The sequence below is a fragment of the Dokdonia sinensis genome (assembly GCF_003688895.1).
GTDB lineage: Bacteria > Bacteroidota > Bacteroidia > Flavobacteriales > Flavobacteriaceae > Dokdonia > Dokdonia sinensis.
The window spans coordinates 402,926-421,893 of sequence record NZ_REFV01000001.1 but is presented as its reverse complement, the minus strand read 5'-3'; the positions used below and the strand labels follow the sequence as shown (position 1 = coordinate 421,893).

General features: G+C 37.5%; 23 protein-coding genes. 18 read left to right on the top strand and 5 right to left on the bottom strand.

The annotated features are described in order from the left end of the window. Nucleotides 1–16 precede the first annotated feature (16 nt). The 6 genes from EAX61_RS01855 to EAX61_RS01830 all read left to right on the top strand — a co-directional run bounded on the left by EAX61_RS01855 (nt 17) and on the right by EAX61_RS01830 (nt 5,630). Nucleotides 17–379, top strand: a complete 363-nt coding sequence (locus tag EAX61_RS01855; protein WP_121915942.1) for a hypothetical protein — start codon at nt 17–19, stop codon at nt 377–379. A gap of 25 nt (nt 380–404) precedes the next feature. Next, on the top strand, nt 405–1,607 hold the full coding sequence (locus EAX61_RS01850) for a T9SS type A sorting domain-containing protein (RefSeq protein ID WP_161555163.1): 1,203 nt from the start codon (nt 405–407) through the stop codon (nt 1,605–1,607). A gap of 304 nt (nt 1,608–1,911) precedes the next feature. Then, nucleotides 1,912–2,421 carry a DUF3124 domain-containing protein gene (locus tag EAX61_RS01845; RefSeq protein WP_121915940.1) on the top strand — a complete coding sequence of 170 codons (510 nt, stop codon included), beginning with the start codon at nt 1,912–1,914 and terminating at the stop codon, nt 2,419–2,421. A gap of 310 nt (nt 2,422–2,731) precedes the next feature. Then, on the top strand, nt 2,732–3,934 hold the full coding sequence (locus tag EAX61_RS01840) for a site-specific integrase (protein ID WP_121915939.1): 1,203 nt from the start codon (nt 2,732–2,734) through the stop codon (nt 3,932–3,934). A 99-nt stretch (nt 3,935–4,033) separates the two neighbouring features. Next, entirely contained in the window at nt 4,034–4,882 is an 849-nt protein-coding gene (locus tag EAX61_RS01835; RefSeq protein WP_121915938.1) for a universal stress protein, read from the top strand. Between the two features lie 10 nt (nt 4,883–4,892). Further along, nucleotides 4,893–5,630 carry a sulfite exporter TauE/SafE family protein gene (locus EAX61_RS01830; protein WP_121915937.1) on the top strand — a complete coding sequence of 246 codons (738 nt, stop codon included), beginning with the start codon at nt 4,893–4,895 and terminating at the stop codon, nt 5,628–5,630. Between the two features lie 2 nt (nt 5,631–5,632). Here the strand turns inward: EAX61_RS01830 and EAX61_RS01825 are convergent, their stop codons facing one another. After that, nucleotides 5,633–5,899: a heavy-metal-associated domain-containing protein gene (locus tag EAX61_RS01825; protein WP_121915936.1), complete on the bottom strand. Its 267-nt coding sequence runs from the start codon at nt 5,897–5,899 to the stop codon at nt 5,633–5,635. Between the two features lie 129 nt (nt 5,900–6,028). Between EAX61_RS01825 and EAX61_RS01820 the strand changes: the two genes are divergently transcribed. From EAX61_RS01820 to EAX61_RS01805, 4 genes are read left to right on the top strand one after another with little or no spacing between them, the layout of a single operon-like run. Further along, on the top strand, nt 6,029–6,811 hold the full coding sequence (locus EAX61_RS01820; RefSeq protein WP_121915935.1) for an MlaE family ABC transporter permease: 783 nt from the start codon (nt 6,029–6,031) through the stop codon (nt 6,809–6,811). Further along, a complete protein-coding gene (locus tag EAX61_RS01815) occupies nt 6,808–7,560 on the top strand; it encodes an ABC transporter ATP-binding protein (protein WP_121915934.1) in 753 nt (250 codons plus the stop codon). Before EAX61_RS01820 ends, EAX61_RS01815 begins: the two co-directional genes overlap by 4 nt. A 6-nt stretch (nt 7,561–7,566) precedes the next feature. Further along, nucleotides 7,567–8,580 (top strand): MlaD family protein, encoded by a 1,014-nt coding sequence (locus EAX61_RS01810; protein WP_121915933.1) that lies wholly within the window; start codon nt 7,567–7,569, stop codon nt 8,578–8,580. After that, nucleotides 8,570–9,058, top strand: a complete 489-nt coding sequence (locus EAX61_RS01805; protein WP_121915932.1) for a hypothetical protein — start codon at nt 8,570–8,572, stop codon at nt 9,056–9,058. The genes EAX61_RS01810 and EAX61_RS01805 overlap by 11 nt, the downstream gene beginning before the upstream one ends. 59 nt (nt 9,059–9,117) lie before the next feature. On the opposite strand, the gene EAX61_RS01800 is transcribed toward EAX61_RS01805, so the two are convergent. After that, a complete protein-coding gene (locus EAX61_RS01800; RefSeq protein WP_283806729.1) occupies nt 9,118–9,966 on the bottom strand; it encodes a patatin-like phospholipase family protein in 849 nt (282 codons plus the stop codon). Between the two features lie 150 nt (nt 9,967–10,116). Between EAX61_RS01800 and EAX61_RS01795 the strand changes: the two genes are divergently transcribed. Beyond that, on the top strand, nt 10,117–10,620 hold the full coding sequence (locus EAX61_RS01795) for a flavodoxin family protein (protein ID WP_147448316.1): 504 nt from the start codon (nt 10,117–10,119) through the stop codon (nt 10,618–10,620). Nucleotides 10,621–11,186: 566 nt separating this feature from the next. Here the strand turns inward: EAX61_RS01795 and EAX61_RS01790 are convergent. From EAX61_RS01790 to EAX61_RS01780, 3 genes are all read right to left on the bottom strand, one after another. Next, nucleotides 11,187–11,690 (bottom strand): GTP-binding protein, encoded by a 504-nt coding sequence (locus EAX61_RS01790; RefSeq protein ID WP_121915930.1) that lies wholly within the window; start codon nt 11,688–11,690, stop codon nt 11,187–11,189. A 99-nt stretch (nt 11,691–11,789) separates the two neighbouring features. Then, nucleotides 11,790–12,443 carry a peroxiredoxin gene (locus EAX61_RS01785; RefSeq protein ID WP_121915929.1) on the bottom strand — a complete coding sequence of 218 codons (654 nt, stop codon included), beginning with the start codon at nt 12,441–12,443 and terminating at the stop codon, nt 11,790–11,792. Between the two features lie 6 nt (nt 12,444–12,449). Next, a complete protein-coding gene (locus tag EAX61_RS01780) occupies nt 12,450–13,079 on the bottom strand; it encodes a WG repeat-containing protein (RefSeq protein WP_121915928.1) in 630 nt (209 codons plus the stop codon). Between the two features lie 127 nt (nt 13,080–13,206). On the opposite strand from EAX61_RS01780, the gene EAX61_RS01775 reads away from it, so the two are divergent. From EAX61_RS01775 to EAX61_RS01745, 7 genes are all read left to right on the top strand, one after another. Next, a complete protein-coding gene (locus EAX61_RS01775) occupies nt 13,207–13,779 on the top strand; it encodes a hypothetical protein (protein ID WP_121915927.1) in 573 nt (190 codons plus the stop codon). An 89-nt stretch (nt 13,780–13,868) separates the two neighbouring features. After that, nucleotides 13,869–14,495 carry a Crp/Fnr family transcriptional regulator gene (locus tag EAX61_RS01770; protein ID WP_121915926.1) on the top strand — a complete coding sequence of 209 codons (627 nt, stop codon included), beginning with the start codon at nt 13,869–13,871 and terminating at the stop codon, nt 14,493–14,495. Between the two features lie 58 nt (nt 14,496–14,553). After that, nucleotides 14,554–15,354 carry a sulfite exporter TauE/SafE family protein gene (locus EAX61_RS01765; RefSeq protein WP_121915925.1) on the top strand — a complete coding sequence of 267 codons (801 nt, stop codon included), beginning with the start codon at nt 14,554–14,556 and terminating at the stop codon, nt 15,352–15,354. A 174-nt stretch (nt 15,355–15,528) separates the two neighbouring features. Then, nucleotides 15,529–16,947, top strand: a complete 1,419-nt coding sequence (locus EAX61_RS01760) for an MBL fold metallo-hydrolase (protein WP_121915924.1) — start codon at nt 15,529–15,531, stop codon at nt 16,945–16,947. A gap of 131 nt (nt 16,948–17,078) precedes the next feature. Then, on the top strand, nt 17,079–17,771 hold the full coding sequence (locus EAX61_RS01755; protein ID WP_121915923.1) for a VIT1/CCC1 transporter family protein: 693 nt from the start codon (nt 17,079–17,081) through the stop codon (nt 17,769–17,771). A gap of 184 nt (nt 17,772–17,955) precedes the next feature. Beyond that, nucleotides 17,956–18,513, top strand: a complete 558-nt coding sequence (locus tag EAX61_RS01750) for a YeeE/YedE family protein (RefSeq protein ID WP_121915922.1) — start codon at nt 17,956–17,958, stop codon at nt 18,511–18,513. Nucleotides 18,514–18,516: 3 nt separating this feature from the next. Continuing rightward, the gene (locus EAX61_RS01745; RefSeq protein WP_121915921.1) at nt 18,517–18,930 is read left to right on the top strand and encodes a DUF6691 family protein; all 414 of its coding nucleotides are present in this window, start codon (nt 18,517–18,519) and stop codon (nt 18,928–18,930) included. Nucleotides 18,931–18,968: the final 38 nt, after the last annotated feature.

The following is an 18,968-nucleotide window of genomic DNA, read 5'->3' as shown; positions in this document are numbered from 1 at the left end:
AATAATACCTGTAATTATGAAAAAGATATTCGTAACTCTAGTACTTCTAGTTGCATTCACTCTAAGTGGAACTGCACAAAACAAAAAGCTTTTAGAAAAAGCAAATGAAAAGGTTGAGGCGCTCAATAAAGAGATTACATCTCAAGATAAATCACTTGCATTAACAGATATTCAAAAAGAACAAATCTCTGAGGCCCATCTTGCAAGACTTACAGAGTCTAAAGCCCTAAGAAAAAGCGGTGCAGAGAAGGCCGATATCAAAGCGGTTAACAAGAAATACAATCAAAAAATTTACAAAGAAATCCTCACTAAAAAACAACTAAAAGCACGACGAGCTGGAAAGAAAAATGATGAGGACAACGATGACGATAATAAATAACCAAGTAACCCTAAACTTTACAAACATGAAAAAATTATTACTCTTAGCATTATTTGCAATTCCAGCAATGACAATGGCCCAAACTTGGGATTTTACAAACGATAATGGGGGCTGGGAAGGCGCAAGTGGTGCTTCTCTGATTCCTGGTGCAACAGCATCAACACTCGATTATAATGCGGATAAGTCACCTAAAATTAGACGTGAAGATGGAAATGGTGCTGGCGTTGAGTCTAGTGAAGTATTTATTGCTGCAATTACAATCAAGAACCCGTCTGATGCCGCGCTGATGAAAGTAAAGTATGACAAGCTTGCAACAGGAAGCGGGACACGTTCTGTAAACACAGAAATTACATCTGGTTCTGATGAATTTATAACATATTATGTGGATCTTTCTAATGCAGAGTGGGATAACAATGGCGTGGGCGGTGTTCAAGATAATATTGAAATCACATTTAAAAGTGCTGATAATATGAATATTGCAACTGCTGGAACGGTTGATTTTGATAAAGTAGAATTTCTAGATGCAATTCCTACTGAACCACGTTTAGTTTACAACTTTGATACGGACGGTGATAATGAAGGTTGGAGAGGAATCAGCGGAACGACAGAAACTGTTGCTGGTGGAGTGCTTAATCTTGATTTTGACGGAAGTACTAGCCCAAGAATTGCTCAAGAATCTTTTAACGTAGATGCAGATGCAAACCAATACGTAAATATTACATTACAAAATAATAGTGCTACAGATGATCAAATGAGAGTTTCGTATCCTAAAACAGGAGGAGGTCGCGTTTTTAAGAACACAATTATTACAACCGCAGACAGCGAATTTACTACGTACCAAGTAGACCTTTCTAATGCAGATTGGACTGGTGTAGTTGAAGATATCCAGATTCAATTCCGTAACGAGGCAGCTGGCGCTAGTGATGGAACAGGTAATGTAGATATAGATAGCATTGAATTCAATAATGAGGAAGTTCTTGGTCTTGAAGATACCGTTGCAAGAACTTTTGATTTATATCCTAATCCAGCATCAGGTCAGGTACTTTTAAATAGTTCAAGTACCTTAAACGAAGTTTCAATTTATAACGTTGCCGGACAGTTAGTACAGTCTTCTCAACTAGTTGGTGATAAACTTGATATTTCAAGATTGAACTCTGGCGTTTACTTCATTCAAGTTACGGATGACGCAAATCAAACAGCAACAAAAAAATTAGTTGTGAGAAATTAATATTAAAACGAGTATTTTATATTTAAAAGCGCTTGTCTTCAGACAAGCGCTTTTAATTTTTACCTTCTCCAAGTATTTCTTAAGTTAACTTTTCTTAAGGAAGTATACTAAATGACTTGAGTATTGAATTACAAAACTTCTATTTATGAGAGTCTTTAGAATTATCAATTTATAATGGAGCATAAGCGCAAGTAAAAATACTATTGCTGTACCTATGTATAATTAAGCTTGATAATGTTATCCTATTTTAAGTTATCTTGGTCTATCGAAGAACTTATCTTTAAAGAATCAAAATCTTTTTACTATGAAAAATCTTCTGTTACTCTGTCTTGGTTTTGCTTTGTTCTCCTGTATAGATGATAATCCTAATAAAGAAATAGACTCTGTAATTACAAATCGAGAGATTGAACGTAGCGCTCCTATAAGAACTATTGAAGATTCTTTACATAAAGTTTATGTGCCCATATATTCTAGTATATACAATGGCTCTAAGAACGAGAAAGTACTCTTAACGGCAACGTTGAGCATACGCAACACTAGCGAGAGAGATTCCATTTTTTTAAGCAGAGTTGCTTATTTTGATACAGAAGGTAATCTAGTTCGTAATTATGTTAAACAGCCTATTTACTTGAAACCTTTAGAGTCGCTAGAATATGTAATAGATCAAAACGATGATACGGGTGGTAGTGGCGCAAACTTTAAGGTAGACTGGTATGGCGATAAAAGCCTAAGACCTATTATGCAAGGGGTAATGATAGGAGGCCTGGCCAGCAGGACATTTTCATTTACAACAGATGGGATGGAGGTAGATTAGCCTAAAAGTAAATATTACTTTAAAACTGTAAGATTAGAATGTATTTAAGCTGACCCCCTTTAAATAATAGAACAAAAAAAGGTCAGCACAAAGCTGACCTTTTTTGTAGCGAGAGGGGGGCACGATCCCCCGACCTCCGGGTTATGAATATTCATCTTTATAGACTAACTTTATTCAAAACAACTTAAAATCAATATGTTATGTAGAAATTGCATTTATATGTATTCATCTGAATATAGGCTCAATTGCAATTTGTTGTACCTATGTTGTACCAAAAAAATTACTACCTTAATAGTCCAATAAGACAGGTATGGCAACTATTCAGGCAGTATTACGGAACAAACCCAACTCACGTTTGTTGTACCCTATTGCGGTACGGATGACAAAAGATAGAAAAACATCATATATATACATTGGACAGTATATCGAAAAGCGTCAGTGGGATGAGCGAAATGGTCTAGTCAGAAAATCACATCCAGATGCTATATTTATAAATCAACTAATTTTATCAAAACTTACTGAAGCGAACAAAAGACTTTTAACTGCTGAATCCGAAAGCAAATATCAATCTGTAAAGTCAATAAAAACGAGTATTATAAGAAATGAGCGATTCGATTTCTTTAGCGCCGTAGAGATTCAAATAGAGAGAATAAAAGAGAGAGGCCAGTTCCACCAAGCTGATGTTGTAAAACAACGGATGAATAGGTTTAAAGCTTTCGCGAAAGCCGATAAGTTACATTTTAATGAAATCACGGTTGACTTGCTTAAAAGATTTGAAGCATATCTTAAAAACGATATCAAGCTAGCACATAGAACTGTTGTCAATTATATGATATCCATTAGGACAATATATAATATTGCGATAGGAGAGAAGTGGGCGGAGCATAATTTTTATCCTTTTGGGAGAGGAGGTTACACCATAAAAATTTTAGAATCTCAAAAAATTGGATTGTCCATTGACGAAGTGCAACTTCTGGAATCTGTAGAAGATATTTCTCCTGCCCAAAGACACGCTCTTAATGTGTGGCTCGTAAGTTTTTATTTTGCTGGTATTAGAGTTGGTGACTTACTCAAACTAAAATGGTCCGACTTTATAGATAACCGGTTGCGTTATAGGATGGGCAAAAATCAGAAGCTTGTTTCTTTGAAAATCCCACAGAAAGTAAAGCCTATTCTTAACTCCTACAAAAGAAAAAGTCAAAGTAATTTTGTTTTTCAAGAATTGAGTATGGTTAATCCAGACGACCCAAAACAATTGCGTACGAGAATTAAAACTGTAACTAGAAATTTTAATAGACGTTTGAGTCTCATTGCTGATAAGGTAGGAATCGAGAAGAAATTAAGTATGCACATTGCCAGACATACATTCGGGAATATTTCGGGGAACAAGATTCCTATCCAGATGCTACAAAAGCTCTATCGTCATTCATCAGTAACCACCACGATTATGTATCAATCTAATTTTATGCAAGATGATGTGGATGATGCGCTGGATAGTGTTGTTAATTTTTGATTTTGTTCTAACATACCCTACGCAATCCACATACCTTGGTATATATCATAGTTTTCCTTCTGTAATCCATCTAGATTTGACTGTATAAAATCAATCCAGATGAAAAATATCCTACTTCTCACCGACTTTTCTTCCAAATCTGACAATGCTCATAAGTATGCGATGCAATTTCATAAGTGGCAACAGTGTACTTTTTATTTGATGAGTATTCAAAAAATTTGGGAGTATACTATGGATGATTTAATGGTGGCAAACCCTAAGGATGATTTAAATACAGCCTTGCTAGGAGATAATAAGAGTAAGCTTAAAGCAACCAAGGCAAGATTGAGAAAACAATATACTGGCGAAGATTTTACTTTTAAGAGTAGTGTGGATTATGATGTATTTACAGATGCTATAAATCAAGCGGTAAATGAATATGAAATCGAACTTATCGTTTGTGGTACAGATGGAAAAACTGGTGTCGTTGAAACCATCTTTAGTTCACATACGCTTCGTATCATTCGCAAAGTAGATTGTCCAGTTCTGGTCATTCCAGAAGGAGTTGAGTTTCAAAAGCCGTCAAGTATTCAATATTTACTGGATTATGATGATGTTTTTGAAATGTGCGGGAAAGAACCCTTAATTCAAATAGTCAGAAAGTTCAAATCTAATATAGATGTATTACGTTTGACTTTTGGGTACGATATGGAACCTAGAGAATGTGAGCAAGAACATAAAGAGATTCAGAAATTCTTCCCTAGCAATCCTGTTACCTATCACACATATATAGACCAGGACCCAGTACGAGTTATTCAAGTAAGACAACAGACAGCACCGGCACAGCTTCAAGTCCTGTCTGCACATAAACAGACATTTTTAGAGCGTATTTTTTCGAATTCACACCTATCTCAAATTGTAAATTCGTCGACAATCCCACTATTAATATTGAGAGATTGTAATAGCTAAAAAGAGGAAGATGCTCACAAGATATCTTCCTGTTTTCTTGATTCTAGCATTACTTGCAGAGATTTTAGGTACTGTAGGCGGTTTTGGCTCCTCTGTATTCTTTGTTCCCGTCGCAAATTTCTATTTTGATTTTCAGACTGTTCTAGGTATTACGGCAGTGTTCCATTTGTCTAGTAATCTTACAAAAATTGCATTCTTCAGAAAAGGATTGGACAAAATGCTCATCTTATATTTAGGAATTCCAGCTGTCATTTTTGTCTCAATTGGAGCGGTTCTAAGTAAGCATATTAACCCTACTTTGCTCGGACTTATTCTTGGTGTTTTTTTAATTGTTTTGAGTCTAGTCTTTCTGATATTCAAAAAACTGGTCGTAAAAGACAGTAATAAAAATGCTATTACAGGTGGAATTCTTTCAGGATTGAGTGCCGGTCTGTTAGGAACAGGTGGAGCTATAAGGGGTATTACAATGACAGCTTTTAAGATGGATAAAGCTACTTTTATAGCTACATCTGCAGTCATAGATTTTGGCGTAGATGCCAGTAGGGCAGTAGTATATTATTACAACGGCTATATGAAAGCAGAACATTTATATATTGCCGTTTTCTTGGTGGTCGTTGCCATTTTAGGCACGTGGATAGGCAAGCAAATTCTAAATCGATTTTCTCAAGAGCAATTCAGAACTTTTGTACTAGTGCTTATACTACTCATAGGTATTGCAAGTGTCGTAGCAGAATATGTAAAACTTTAATATCACTTCATCCGTCCGATGGCGCAACTCACAAAAGAAGTGGCCTTCTTTAGCAACGTATTAGAGGTTCCATCAACGGGATAGCCTAATCTGGAAAGTGTTTCTTCAGCAAGGTTTAAGTCACTTGCCTCTTCATAATTAAAACTCACAGAATTGTTTTCTGTAGAAACTGAAGTGCTTTCTATTTTGGGTACGGTCTTCAATGCGCTGACTATTGTTTTTCCACAACCACTACATTTTAAGTTCTGTATAAAGAGTGTAATTCTCATAGTATAGTATTTAAGGTTTTAAAGTACGCTTTCGCGAAAGCGTAATCAATGACAATTATCATCTATTCACACTACTGGAGCTGATTTATATCATATTTCTGAAGGTCACACTAGGTTACATTTGAAAGTATGACATCTTCAATGACAGTCTTAGAGAACACCAAAAAAGTACTCACCGAAATAGGTGATATGACACTCTTTGCAAAACGGTACTTTAAGTCGGTTTTCACACGACCCTTTGAGTGGGACGAGTTATTGCGACAATGCTATCTGGTCGGGAATAAATCGTTGTTACTGGTAGGCGTTACGGGTTTCATTTTAGGTTTAGTATTTACATTACAATCTAGACCAACACTTGCAGAATTTGGCGCTGTGTCTTGGATGCCGTCTATGGTGAGTATTTCTATTGTACGCGAGATAGGACCTGTAATCACAGCATTAGTATGCGCTGGCAAAATAGGCTCTGGAATGGGGGCTGAGATAGGTTCAATGCGCGTTACAGAACAAATAGATGCGATGGAAGTTTCAGGGACTAATCCCTTTAAATATCTAGTGGTCACTAGAATCACGGCAACCACGCTTATGTTGCCATTGCTCATCATTTTTGGCGACGCCGTAGCCTTATTAGGCTCGGCTATTGTAGAATATTTAAAAGGAGGAGTTTCCTTTCTTCTATATTTTAATAAGGTCTTTGATGCGATTATATTTAATGATGTTCTTCCAGCTACGGCTAAGTCATTTTTCTTTGGTTTTGTGATTGGGTTAGTGGGTTGTTATAAAGGTTATCATTGCAAGAAAGGTACGGCAGGCGTAGGACAGGCATCTAACTCTGCGGTGGTATATGCCTCGATGCTACTTTTTGTGGTAGACTTTATTGCTGTGTTTATTTCTGATATTTTCTTTGAGATATGAAAGAACAACATCCAAATAGAGCTATTGTAATGGAAGTCAGTAATCTAGAGAAATCTTTTGGCTCAAATAAAGTGTTGGATGATTTTAATCTGAAACTCTACAAGGGCGAGAACTTGGTGGTGATGGGAAAATCTGGTTCAGGAAAGTCAGTTATGGTAAAATGTCTTGTGGGATTGCTGGAAGCAGATGACGGGCTTATTACAATTAGAGATAAAAATATCACATCTCTCAGTCAGGAGTCACTTGATATCTTACGTACCGAGATAGGATTTCTTTTTCAGGGGAGTGCCTTGTACGACTCAATGACAGTACGGGAAAACTTAGAATTTCCCTTGCGAAGACATAAAGAGCGACTAGATATTACAGAAAGTAATCAAGAATTAGTTGCGGAAGCCCTTGAAAATGTGGGTCTCGCTCACGCGATTGATTTAATGCCTAGTGAATTATCAGGTGGGATGAAACGGCGTGTGGCGCTTGCAAGAGCTTTAATCCTAAAGCCCAGCATTATCATATATGATGAACCCACCACAGGACTAGACCCCATTACTGCTAAAGAAATTATAGCATTAATGAATACCATACAAGAAACCTATGGAACATCTGCGCTTATTATCACGCACGATATAGACTGTGCGCGGGTAGTTGCAGACCGCGTAATCTTACTCATTGATGGTAAGAACTACATAGAAGGAACCTTTCAAGAACTGGCTGGAAGTACCGACCCACAAGTTCGTGCATTTTTTAAATAGAATTTTATGGAAAAGACTATCAAACAGAAAACTAACCTTGGCGTCTTTGTCGTGATAGCAACTACGTTACTTATTGTCGCGCTCTATTTTATAGGCAATAGGCAACATCTCTTTGAGAAAAGTATGGTTCTAAAGGCTCAATTCTATAATGTAAATGGACTTCAATTAGGAAACAACGTTCGCTTTTCTGGTATCGATGTAGGAACCGTGAGCAAGATAAATATGACGAGCGACTCTACTATACTTATTGAGATGCGCATCAGGAGAGAGACGACAGATTTCATACGTAAAAATGCCGTTGCCTCCATAGGCTCAGATGGTCTAGTTGGGAATATGATAGTAAATATTACACCTAAAAAGGGAGGTGTTACTCCAGTAAAAACTGGAGACACTTTACAAACTTACAGCAAAATTGCGACAGACGATATGTTGTCTACCTTGAGTGTGACCAATCAAAACGCTTCTCTACTCACCGCAGACTTACTTAAAATCACGACACAAATTCTCGAGGGAGAAGGAACACTAGCAAAGCTTTTAAACGACCCAAAACTCGCCAATGATTTAGGAGCATCTATAGCACAAATAAAAAGTACCAGCGCTTATGCCTCACAAAGTTTGCAAGAAATTAGCCTTTTTACAAAATCATTGCAAACTGAGGGTAGTCTCGCACATACGATTTTTTCTGATACAGTATCGGGACGTACTGTACACAAAATTATTACAGATATAGAGAAATCGAGTGAAAATCTTGTAACTACGACAGACCAGCTAAAAAGCCTCGTCTCAACAGTAGAAAGCAGTAAAGGTACACTCGACTATATAATCAATGATACGTTGCTTCCTAGGGAGATTTCAAAAACCGTGAAAGAAATTAAAGAAAGTAGCCAGAAGCTCAATAAAAATATGGAAGCTCTTAAGCATAATTTTTTATTGAGAGGTTATTTTAAGAAGCTAGAGCGAGAAGCTCGAAAAGATGCAAGGAAACAGGCAAAACAAAACATACTAAAAGATGAAAATTGAACATTTAGAAGAACGTATTGCAGACTATCGCAGTTCGATAAAAATTGTTGTGGATAAGCGCCTTGAGTGGAAGAAAGTTACTAAGCCACTCATACTTAAAACGCTAGAGACCATCCAGAAAACCTATAATCTGGGATGGAGCGTTCAGAATCTTAAATGGATGCAGAGCAACGAAGCTGTAAATATCACTTTTGACAGTTTTCCACCAGAGTTGATAGACTGCACCAATCTCATTCCCGCATTTCAGTTTATGCCTGGTGGGGCGTTGGTTTTTTCACAATCGTATAATGGTGATGTGTTTATTTTTATGTTATATCCTGAAAACAGCCAGATGAGTCCCGAGGATAGCCTGCTTGAGCTGGGGACAATTTTACCACAAGATATTACGGAAAAATTGATTGTTGAGAAAGTAGATGAGTTCCTCAAAGAGATGATAAAGTGGGAAGTGCCATCTATTAAGAAGAAACTAGGTTATTGAGAATGTGTTTTTAAAGTTTACGCTTTCGCGAAAGCGTACAAAGAATTAATCATAAGCTCTTATAAGCTGTCAAAATCTATCTTTTCCAATTGCTTTTTGGCCTCGGTATATCCTATTTCGAAAATCTTTTTACCGCTACGCATACTAAAAGTGCCATACTGCGATAGCTCCTGCGGGCAAATAAAAACATCACAATCGTTAAACTTGTTATGTACGTGATGATGAAGATTTATCTCATAAGCTCGATGGAGCACTTGATAGGAATACTTGAGAGAATCAACAGTCATCTCACTAAGCGGGTTTGCATACGACCCAATGATATAATCACATTTCTCAGCTAGGTACTCTACGGGAAAATCATCTATAACACCACCATCAAAATAAAAAAAACCGTCAATATCAATGGGTGTGAATACCCCAGGAAATGCCGAAGATGCTAGTATCGGGCAGATAAGCTCACCGCTATCAAACACTTTTAAATTACCGCTCTCAATTTCGGTAGCGGTAATTGCGAGTGGGATGTTGAGTTTTTCAAAAGAGTTGTCTGGAAAATAGAGTCTCAGGTCATTTTCAAACTTTATAGTATCGATAAAACCAGGCTTTCTACGGGCAAATCTACTAAGGTTGAAAATAGATGTCTTTAGAAAAAAATCTAAAATCACTTCCCAAGAATAACCGCCAGCATACAACGCACCTACGATGGCTCCAGCACTTGTGCCTGTTATGTAATCAATTTTGATTCCTGCCTCTGTAATAGCTTTAAGTGTACCGATATGTGCCACACCTTTAATACCACCACCAGAGAGGGTAAGTCCTATTTTCTTCTTAAGTGATACCATAAATTGAATGATTGCCCCCTGCATTACAAAGATGCTAAAAGTGTTCCAGTATGCTATGACCAATATCATTGGTTATACTTTGATAAAATATCATATTTGAATTGACCTAAAATACTTAAAGTGATGATTAAATGGATATCCCTTAGTGATTTTTGGAAAGCGATACTTGTCGGGGTCGGTATTATGTTGGTGTTGTGGTTAGTTGTAAGCCTTTTTGTAATGAGAAAGGCCGAAGCAATAGTATGGGAAACAGGAGCTCATACCGCGAGTAGAAATGCAATTATAATCTATAATCCGGACCCTTTCTATAATCTCGATGAGCAAGTATGTAAAGCATTTGCAACGACTCTTTCTAACAGCAATTGGTATGCTCAAGTACTGACAGTTAAGGCTATTGAAGAAAGTAATCTCGCACAAGCAGATTTAATTGTTTTTTGTACAAATACCTATAACTGGGCTCCAGATACCGCTACAATGGATTTTTTAAAGACTCAAAATCTGGATGGGATGAAATGTGTGGCCCTCACTCTGGGAATGGGAACAACAGACAGAGCTCAACGCATCCTAGAAGAAACAATAGAATCCCGCGGGGGAGAACTTCTAGGGTCTAAAGCCTACTGGCTAGGAAAGCCTAACGCAGAACCCGGAGTCGTGGCACCTAATGTGCATATCGCAAAATTATTAGTAGCCGAATTTGCTGACGAAATTCTAAAAAGTTTTTGAAAAATCCAAAAACTGATATTCGTCATATTTTAAGAAAGTTGCTCTTATTACTTTAGTAGTGTTATTAGAAGTTACTCTTTGATAATTAATTAATAAAAGTTAGATGTCCTTAAGTCTTTAATGACATCTTAGTTCAAGTTTTACGAGAGTATATTCTCAATAGATTAGATGCTAGTACTGGTAACAGGTATGTCTGATTATCTAGTTTTTGATTGAAGATATGTACAAGAAAAACTTGAGAGAAGTAGGGGTGCTTGAAGCGCCCCTACTTTAAGAGAAGTCTAGGTAACTCACAGTTTATTTTGTGATTGCCTTTCTAAGAAGGAAGATTACTGAAAATTTATATCTCCAGAAATTAGATGTAGAGTTCAATATATCTTACTTCGTATAAAGAAAGCAGCTATGTACGCTATGTGCATAGCTGCTTTTGTGACTTATAGTTTGACCCATAGCATAAATCTCCGACATCACCCTAGCTAAGAAAAATGTAGCTCTTTGTGATTAATGTATTTATCAAAATGAAAGTCTTGGCAATATGAGCGTATAAATATTTAGCTATGAGCGTATTAGGGTAACTGTTTAGAAAGTACTTTGTACATAAATGACTGTAAGGCTTGCATTTCTTTTTGGCCAGATTTCTTTCCCCATCTTCCAGCGATGTAGAGTACAAACCAAGAAATAAAAAGAAGAATCATACATATAAGAGGTGCTAGTAAGGAATCACCTAAAGCAATGTTCGTATACATCCAGATCCCAGCGGCGATGAATAATGATGCAACAACAAAATGTAAAAACATAAAAAGCGTCCATACCGTCGGGCTAGGTCCAAAAAGACCTTTAATCACGGTGGGATGTTTTTCTATGCTGTAGATTTCAAGATGTAGCTGTGGCGACCAGAAATGTTGTTTTTTCTTTGGGATGCGTATGAAAACGTGGTCATCTACTCTACTTATTACAAAATCTGTTGTCATTTTCCCTGTATTTTCAAAAGAGCTCAATAGTTTTTCTGGAGAAGAATTCATTTTCAGCGTAAATCTAGGGCGCAACACAAGGTCATTTGGGATGTGCATAGTCTATATAAATTAAAGTCTTTAGATTATTTATATTAAGAAAACGCTTTCGCGAAAGCTAAAAAAAACTATCACAAAAGCGTAATCCGTAATACCTAATTACAAAGACCTTTTAGCAAGATAAAAATCTACTTTATCAAGGCTATCATCTGCAATGCGGTCTTCCATCTGTTTAAGTGTTTTAGGCGGAGGGACGATAATTTTTTCACCTTTTTTCCAGTTAAGAGGGAGCGCAACTTTATGTTCATCGCTCGTTTGTAGGGCTTCGAGGCATCTTATAATCTCTTTCATATTTCTACCTACGTTCAGAGGATAGTACATTATGAGTCTGATTTTTTGATAAGGATCTATAAAGAAAACGGCACGTACTGCGGCAGTCTCACTTTCATTAGGTTGTAGCATCCCGTAGAGTTTTGCCACTTTCATATCAATATCTGCTATGATGGGGAAATTCATATAGACACCAGTATTTCGTTGCACATTATTTACCCAAGCGAGATGGGAATGAATGCTATCTATACTTAGTCCGATGAGTTTAGTATCTAAATTATCAAATACAGCTTGCTCTACAGCAAAGCCGCTCATCTCTGTAGTGCAAACCGGAGTAAAATCTGCTGGATGTGAGAAGAGTAATGCCCATTTTCCATCGATGTATTCTGAAAATTGGAGTTTACCTATCGTTGTGATGGCTTCAAAATCGGGTGCATTGTCGCCTATTCTTGGCATTATAGTTTGTTCTTGTGTAGTTTCCATAGCGTTTTATTTTTTAAGGGGCTCTATTCTTATAAGGTTGTAGGTGTTATCCTTATTATGGGCGGCCACCCAATCTTTTGATAATAGGATGCTTTGTAATTTTGGTGATGTTTTCATACGGTCTTGATATGGAAGTATGTGTTTAGGTTCGGTGAGGTAAGCGACCGTTGCTCCATTAAGATTAATAGCCTCTTCTGTGTAGGTGTAGCGCACTATGTTCTTTTTCATAATCTGATTGCTTCCATAGGTGTCTTTCACAAGTCTTTGGATGATCGCAAGCCCATAAGTATTATAATGTGTCGCATTAATGAAAGTCGGTTCTAGCACTACGTTACCTTGGGTATCTATAAAACCGTAGTAAATGATATTGTCCATCGTCTTTTTAATAAGCGTCCTTCCTTGAACAAATTTTGGGAAGCTCCACTCAGGATGTTTTTCACAAGGTTGTGCTACTAAGTCATCTCTATAGTTTATTACGAGCATACCTTTTTCATCGATAAACCCCCAAGTATCCCCCTTTTTTACAGCCGCTAGACCATTGTGGAAGGGTGATATAAAGTCAGCTTTTTTAATCTCTTGACTGTGACTTTGTAATGCTGTCACAGCAATAGCAATAAGAATGAGTATATTTTTCATAATCTCTGTTTTGTATGAATATTTCTGATAAAATTAATTTCTTTTTGTAAGCCAATCTATGAGATATGTCATAGTTGATAATTAGCTAACGCAATAATTTTGATGAAGTTAAAATCAGAATATTGTTATGAAAAAAGTATTTCAGTTCCTCATCATTTTTATTTCTGCAATAGGCTTAGGACAAGAACATTGGGCTATAGAATTACGCCCTACATTACATTTCCCTACTCGTAAAGTTATTGACGAGCCTTTGCGCATAGGCAACGGCATTGATTTAATAGGCGTTTATCGTTTGGGAGAGCGCACAGATATTTATACGGGACTAATATGGAATAGATTTGATACAGATGAAGGGTATAGGGAAGATAATATTGAGTTTACTCAAAAGGGTATTCAGCTAGGAGGACTGGTCTATTTTAACATTTTTCAGAAACAAAAAAATCCCTTTTACATAAGAGCAGGTATGACTTTTATGGACGTTAAGGTTGTGAGTACACTCACAGCATTTAATTTTAAAACAGATATAGCGGTAGGTACGCATTTAGGTTTTGGGATGAAAATCGTATCACTAGGAAAGTGGCACGTACTTCCAGAAATACGATTTAGTAATGCTTCATTCAATTATGAACTTAATGATATGAACCGTAATCTAGCCTTTGGTGCTTTATCAATAACTGGCGGACTACGAAGGCGTTTTTAGAATCCTACATATATCTAATGTAACTTACGTTACAATCTTAAGTTTGTACATCAGCTAACTTTGCACAAAAAACAGGAAATTGAGTTCCAATGATAGAAGAATTAAAAAAACATTATGGTTCTCAATTTGAGCCAGCGCTTATAGAAGAAATTAATCAAGTAGCAACCTTTATGGAAGTTCCAGAAGGTCAAGACTTGATGAAACCAGGGCAGTATATTAGAACAATTCCTTTATTACTCTCTGGAAGTATAAAAATAATGCGCCCGGATACTGAAGGAGATGAATTGCTCCTATATCATCTTGAAAAAGGAAATACCTGCGCAATGACGATGACTTGCTGTATAGGTAATAAGAAAAGCGAGATTCACGCAGTTTCAGAAACCCCAGCAAAACTATTAATGATTCCAGTAGAAAAAATGGAAGAATGGTCAGGTAAATTTAAGACCTGGCGCAACTTTGTTTTTGCCAGCTACCACGAGCGTATGATGGAACTCTTAGAGAGTGTAGATAACATCGCTTTCAATAATATGGATGAGCGACTGGAAAACTATCTATCCAATAGAATGCAGATTAATAATAGTAAACATATCTATACAACTCATAAAGAAATTGCAAATGACCTACATACAAGTAGAGTCGTAATCTCTAGACTCCTTAAGAAAATGGAAAATAGAGGAAAATTGAGAATGCACCGTAGTTTTATTGAAGTCTTGTAACATAGGTTACAAAAATGAGCGAGACAGACCACTACTTTTACTTCGCAAATAGATAATTATGGAAGTTTCAGAGCTATTTGGTTACATAGGAGCCTTACTTATAGGAGTCGTTTTAGGCCTTATAGGTGGTGGGGGTTCCATTCTTACAGTACCTATTTTAGTGTATGCGCTTTCCTTAAATCCGGTAGTAGCAACAGCCTATTCCTTATTTGTGGTCGGGAGTACGTCCCTCATTGGAGCTATTCAGAATATGAGAAAAGGGATGGTAGACTTTAAAACTGCCTTCGTATTTGCAGTCCCCGCATTCATTGCTGTGTATCTCACGAGAGCATACTTGATTCCCGCAATTCCCGATATATTTTTTGAAATTAACGGTTTTGTAGTGACTAAAAATCTGGCCATAATGCTATTTTTTGCACTTATTATGTTACTCGCATCTGTCTCAATGATCCGTAGTAATAATAAAGAGAATGAAGAAGCAACGAGTATCACATATAATTACCCTTTAATAATAGTAGAAGGACTAGTAGTCGGTGTTATAACAGGAATAGTGGGTGCAGGAGGAGGATTTCTAATTATCCCAGCCTTAGTTTTATTGGCTAAGTTGCCTATGAAGAAAGCAGTTGCCACATCACTATTTATAATTGCTATAAAATCGCTCATAGGCTTCTTAGGAGATGTACAAAACCTTGATATAGATTGGACATTTCTCTTATTATTTTCAGCGATATCGGTGCTTGGAATATTTATAGGAATCTGGCTCAATACACTTATCGATGGGAAGAAACTTAAAAAAGCATTTGGTTGGTTTGTGCTAGTTATGGGCATTTATATTATTTACAAAGAGCTTGCGGGATGATATTTGTCATTATTTAAATCAAATTAGCTCATTAATTTTAGAATTTATTACGCTTTCGCGAAAGCGAGCCCGCGAGATTCACAACCAAGAGAGAGCCAAGCGGTAAAGCGAACTAAATAGCTTCACAAACAGGAAGAGAGTGGAGCTGTAAAGCGTACTCAAAATAAATATATTATGAAAGTAGAACAGATTTATACAGGTTGCTTATCTCAAGGTGCATATTATATAGAAAGTAACGGAGAGATAGCTATAATAGACCCCTTACGCGAAGTCCAACCGTACATTGATAAAGCTGAAGAAGCTGGCGGAAAAATCAAATATATTTTTGAAACCCATTTTCACGCAGATTTTGTCAGCGGACACGTCACGCTTTCCAAAAAGACAGGAGCTCCCATAGTCTATGGGCCCAATGCAAATCCAAATTTTAAGGCCATCATTGCAGAAGATGGTCAGGAATTCAAATTAGGAGCATTGACCATTGTAGTGTTGCATACTCCGGGTCATACAATGGAAAGCACAACCTATCTCTTAAAAGACAAAAACGGTAACGACTATGCGATTTTTACGGGAGACACGCTTTTTCTAGGGGACGTAGGTCGTCCTGACCTGGCTCAAAAAGCGACCCATATGACACAAGAAGACCTTGCTGGGATTTTGTATGATAGTTTACGCACGAAGATTATGCCTCTAGCCGACAAATTGTTGGTTTATCCTGCGCACGGTGCCGGTAGTGCTTGTGGTAAGAATATGATGAAAGAAACGGTAGATACCTTAGGGCATCAAAAAGAGATGAATTATGCTTTGCGAGCAGATATGACAAAGGAGGAATTTGTAAAAGAAGTGACTGACGGGCTTTTACCACCACCAGCTTATTTTCCTATGAATGTCAAGATGAATAAAGAGGGATATAAGGATATTGATAAGGTAATCGCTCAAGGCGAAAATGCGCTTTCTCCAGAGGCTTTTGAAGCCATAGCAAATGAGACAGGAGCCGTGATGCTTGACGTAAGAAATCAAAGTGATTTTGCCAAGGGTCATATCCCGGGCTCTATTTTCATAGGTATAGATGGGGGCTTTGCACCGTGGGTGGGAGCTTTAATAAAAGATGTAAAGCAGCCTATATTATTAATAGCAGATAAAGATAGGATTGAGGAAACCATAACAAGGTTATCTCGAGTAGGTTTTGATAATACACTCGGATATCTTGAAGGAGGTTTTGATGCTTGGAAAAAGGCTTCGAGAGAATACGATACAGTGAGTTCTATCACGGCTGTTCAGTTCAAGGGTATTCTTGAAGATATGGAAGATAATGCACCTATTTTTGACGTACGCAAACCAGGAGAATATGACTCTGAACACATCGTGAATGCTCAGCTTACCCCCTTGTCAGATTTAAATAATCATCTAGCAGCGTTTCCAGAAGAGGAGACCTTCTTTGTGCATTGCGCGGGTGGCTATCGCAGTATGATTGCAGCATCTATTTTAAAAAATAGAGGAATTCACAATCTGGTGGATATTCAAGGTGGTTACAAAAGTATCAAAGAAGCTGGCATTGAGACAACAAACTATGTTTGTCCCTCAACACTAAAATAGGGGCTTTTATATGTGTTTGATCAAGGTCAATAAAATTAAATTATCACTTCAACGCTGTGATATCCTATCTCTTGTGAGTTTTCCTAATTCGCTTTCGCGAAAGCGTAACCATAACCCTTAATGCAACACAAATGAATACAAAGGAAAAGCATTACATCAATCGAAGCGGGTGGTTACGTGCAGGAGTTTTAGGAGCAAACGATGGGATATTATCTACAGCAAGTATTATTATTGGTGTAGTAGCAGCGAGTAGCACGCGAGAACCTGTAATTATCGCAGGAGTTGCTGGACTTGTGGCAGGAGCACTCTCAATGGCTGCCGGAGAATATGTTTCTGTAAGTTCACAAACGGATATAGAAAAATCTGACTTAGAACGAGAACAACAAGAACTGATTGACACCCCAAAAGAGGAACTCGTAGAACTAGCTAAAATCTATGAGGAACGAGGTTTAACCCCTGAAACTGCGCTAGAGGTAGCAATACAATTAACCGCTCACAATGCACTAGAAGCCCACGCTAGAGATGAACTAGGTATAACCGAAATGACTGAAGCACAACCTTTACAGGCAGCTTTGTCATCAGGTGTGGCATTTACTGTGGGCGGCTTTCTTCCAGTCTTAGTGGCCTTTCTTGCACCTTTAAAATATATGGAATACATAGAATATGTATTTGCCATTATCTTTTTGGCCATTCTTGGTTTGGTATCTGCCAGAGCTGGAGGAGCTAGAAAATTAAAAGCAGTTCTAAGAATTACGTTTTGGGGTACACTCGCTATGGGAATTACGGCTCTCATTGGACATTTATTTAATATTAATATAGCCTAAGAGGAGAGAAACTGAACAACACCTCTTTGCCTTCTCAATATTTTATTAGAAAAAAAACTGGCTAATGAATTGCCTTGCAGGAGCCTAAGCTATTATAAATATTTCTGTCTTTTATAATCTAGTCCAGTGTAACTCTTGTTACCTTTTTTAAGGGTATAAAGTTGGAGCTTTACCCAAAAAAGTTATGAACTGGATTACAAATCCGTGGCCTTGGTATATCTCGGGACCTTTGATTGCACTTATTATGTTTATGCTCCTAGCAACGGGCAAAAAGTTTGGGATGTCTTCCAATCTGCGTACCGTTTGTGCTGCGGTGGGAGCAGGAAGAACCTCCCAGTTTTTTAGGTACGACTGGCGTGCAGACAGATGGAATCTGATGGTCGTATTGGGCGCAATTATTGGCGGTTTTTTAGCTTCAAATTATATGAGTGACAATACGGTAATTATTAACCCTGCTGTTGCACAACAACTTTCTGAAGAATATAACATACAGAGCGCGGGAGAAAACTACCTACCCCTAGAAATTTTTGGAACAGAGGCTTTGAGCAACCCTTACACCATCATATTATTAATAGTCGGGGGTGTATTGGTTGGTTTTGGAGCGCGATACGCAGGAGGTTGTACCTCTGGTCACGCAATTTCGGGGTTAAGTAATCTCCAATTACCCTCACTTATTGCCGTTGTCGGCTTCTTCATCGGAGGACTTTCGATGGTTCACTTAATCTTTCCTTTAATTTTTTAAGTTATGAGATATCTAATCTATTTAGCCATTGGTGTATTGTTTGGTCTCGTGATGTTCAAGTCTGAAGCGGCCTCGTGGTTTCGTATTTATGAGATGTTCCAGTTTGGTAGTTTTCATATGTATGGTATAATAGGATCTGCACTCGCAATTGGAATTGTTGGTGTCCAAGTGATCAAGCGCAAAGATTTAAAACCTTTAGGAGGAGGTAAGATGAACTTACACGATAAAGAAAGAAGCGTTACCAGATATCTGGTAGGAGGAATTATTTTTGGTTTGGGTTGGGCGCTTGTTGGAGCTTGCCCCGGTCCTATGTACGTGCTTCTGGGTGCTGGTTATAGTGCTATTATCCTTGTACTTATCGGTGCTATTGCGGGAACTTTTCTCTATGGACTTATTAAAGAAAAATTACCGCATTAATTTTCTATGAGCTGATATTTGTCATAGTCTTGGCGTGC

Coding starts and splice junctions, on each gene's coding strand:
- EAX61_RS01855 (WP_121915942.1), top strand. CDS start 17: ATGAAAAAGATATTCGTAACTCTAGTACTTCTAGTTGCATTCACTCTA.
- EAX61_RS01850 (WP_161555163.1), top strand. CDS start 405: ATGAAAAAATTATTACTCTTAGCATTATTTGCAATTCCAGCAATGACA.
- EAX61_RS01845 (WP_121915940.1), top strand. CDS start 1,912: ATGAAAAATCTTCTGTTACTCTGTCTTGGTTTTGCTTTGTTCTCCTGT.
- EAX61_RS01840 (WP_121915939.1), top strand. CDS start 2,732: ATGGCAACTATTCAGGCAGTATTACGGAACAAACCCAACTCACGTTTG.
- EAX61_RS01835 (WP_121915938.1), top strand. CDS start 4,034: ATGAAAAATATCCTACTTCTCACCGACTTTTCTTCCAAATCTGACAAT.
- EAX61_RS01830 (WP_121915937.1), top strand. CDS start 4,893: ATGCTCACAAGATATCTTCCTGTTTTCTTGATTCTAGCATTACTTGCA.
- EAX61_RS01825 (WP_121915936.1), bottom strand. CDS start 5,899: ATGAGAATTACACTCTTTATACAGAACTTAAAATGTAGTGGTTGTGGA.
- EAX61_RS01820 (WP_121915935.1), top strand. CDS start 6,029: ATGACATCTTCAATGACAGTCTTAGAGAACACCAAAAAAGTACTCACC.
- EAX61_RS01815 (WP_121915934.1), top strand. CDS start 6,808: ATGAAAGAACAACATCCAAATAGAGCTATTGTAATGGAAGTCAGTAAT.
- EAX61_RS01810 (WP_121915933.1), top strand. CDS start 7,567: ATGGAAAAGACTATCAAACAGAAAACTAACCTTGGCGTCTTTGTCGTG.
- EAX61_RS01805 (WP_121915932.1), top strand. CDS start 8,570: ATGAAAATTGAACATTTAGAAGAACGTATTGCAGACTATCGCAGTTCG.
- EAX61_RS01800 (WP_283806729.1), bottom strand. CDS start 9,966: ATGATATTGGTCATAGCATACTGGAACACTTTTAGCATCTTTGTAATG.
- EAX61_RS01795 (WP_147448316.1), top strand. CDS start 10,117: ATGAGAAAGGCCGAAGCAATAGTATGGGAAACAGGAGCTCATACCGCG.
- EAX61_RS01790 (WP_121915930.1), bottom strand. CDS start 11,690: ATGCACATCCCAAATGACCTTGTGTTGCGCCCTAGATTTACGCTGAAA.
- EAX61_RS01785 (WP_121915929.1), bottom strand. CDS start 12,443: ATGGAAACTACACAAGAACAAACTATAATGCCAAGAATAGGCGACAAT.
- EAX61_RS01780 (WP_121915928.1), bottom strand. CDS start 13,079: ATGAAAAATATACTCATTCTTATTGCTATTGCTGTGACAGCATTACAA.
- EAX61_RS01775 (WP_121915927.1), top strand. CDS start 13,207: ATGAAAAAAGTATTTCAGTTCCTCATCATTTTTATTTCTGCAATAGGC.
- EAX61_RS01770 (WP_121915926.1), top strand. CDS start 13,869: ATGATAGAAGAATTAAAAAAACATTATGGTTCTCAATTTGAGCCAGCG.
- EAX61_RS01765 (WP_121915925.1), top strand. CDS start 14,554: ATGGAAGTTTCAGAGCTATTTGGTTACATAGGAGCCTTACTTATAGGA.
- EAX61_RS01760 (WP_121915924.1), top strand. CDS start 15,529: ATGAAAGTAGAACAGATTTATACAGGTTGCTTATCTCAAGGTGCATAT.
- EAX61_RS01755 (WP_121915923.1), top strand. CDS start 17,079: ATGAATACAAAGGAAAAGCATTACATCAATCGAAGCGGGTGGTTACGT.
- EAX61_RS01750 (WP_121915922.1), top strand. CDS start 17,956: ATGAACTGGATTACAAATCCGTGGCCTTGGTATATCTCGGGACCTTTG.
- EAX61_RS01745 (WP_121915921.1), top strand. CDS start 18,517: ATGAGATATCTAATCTATTTAGCCATTGGTGTATTGTTTGGTCTCGTG.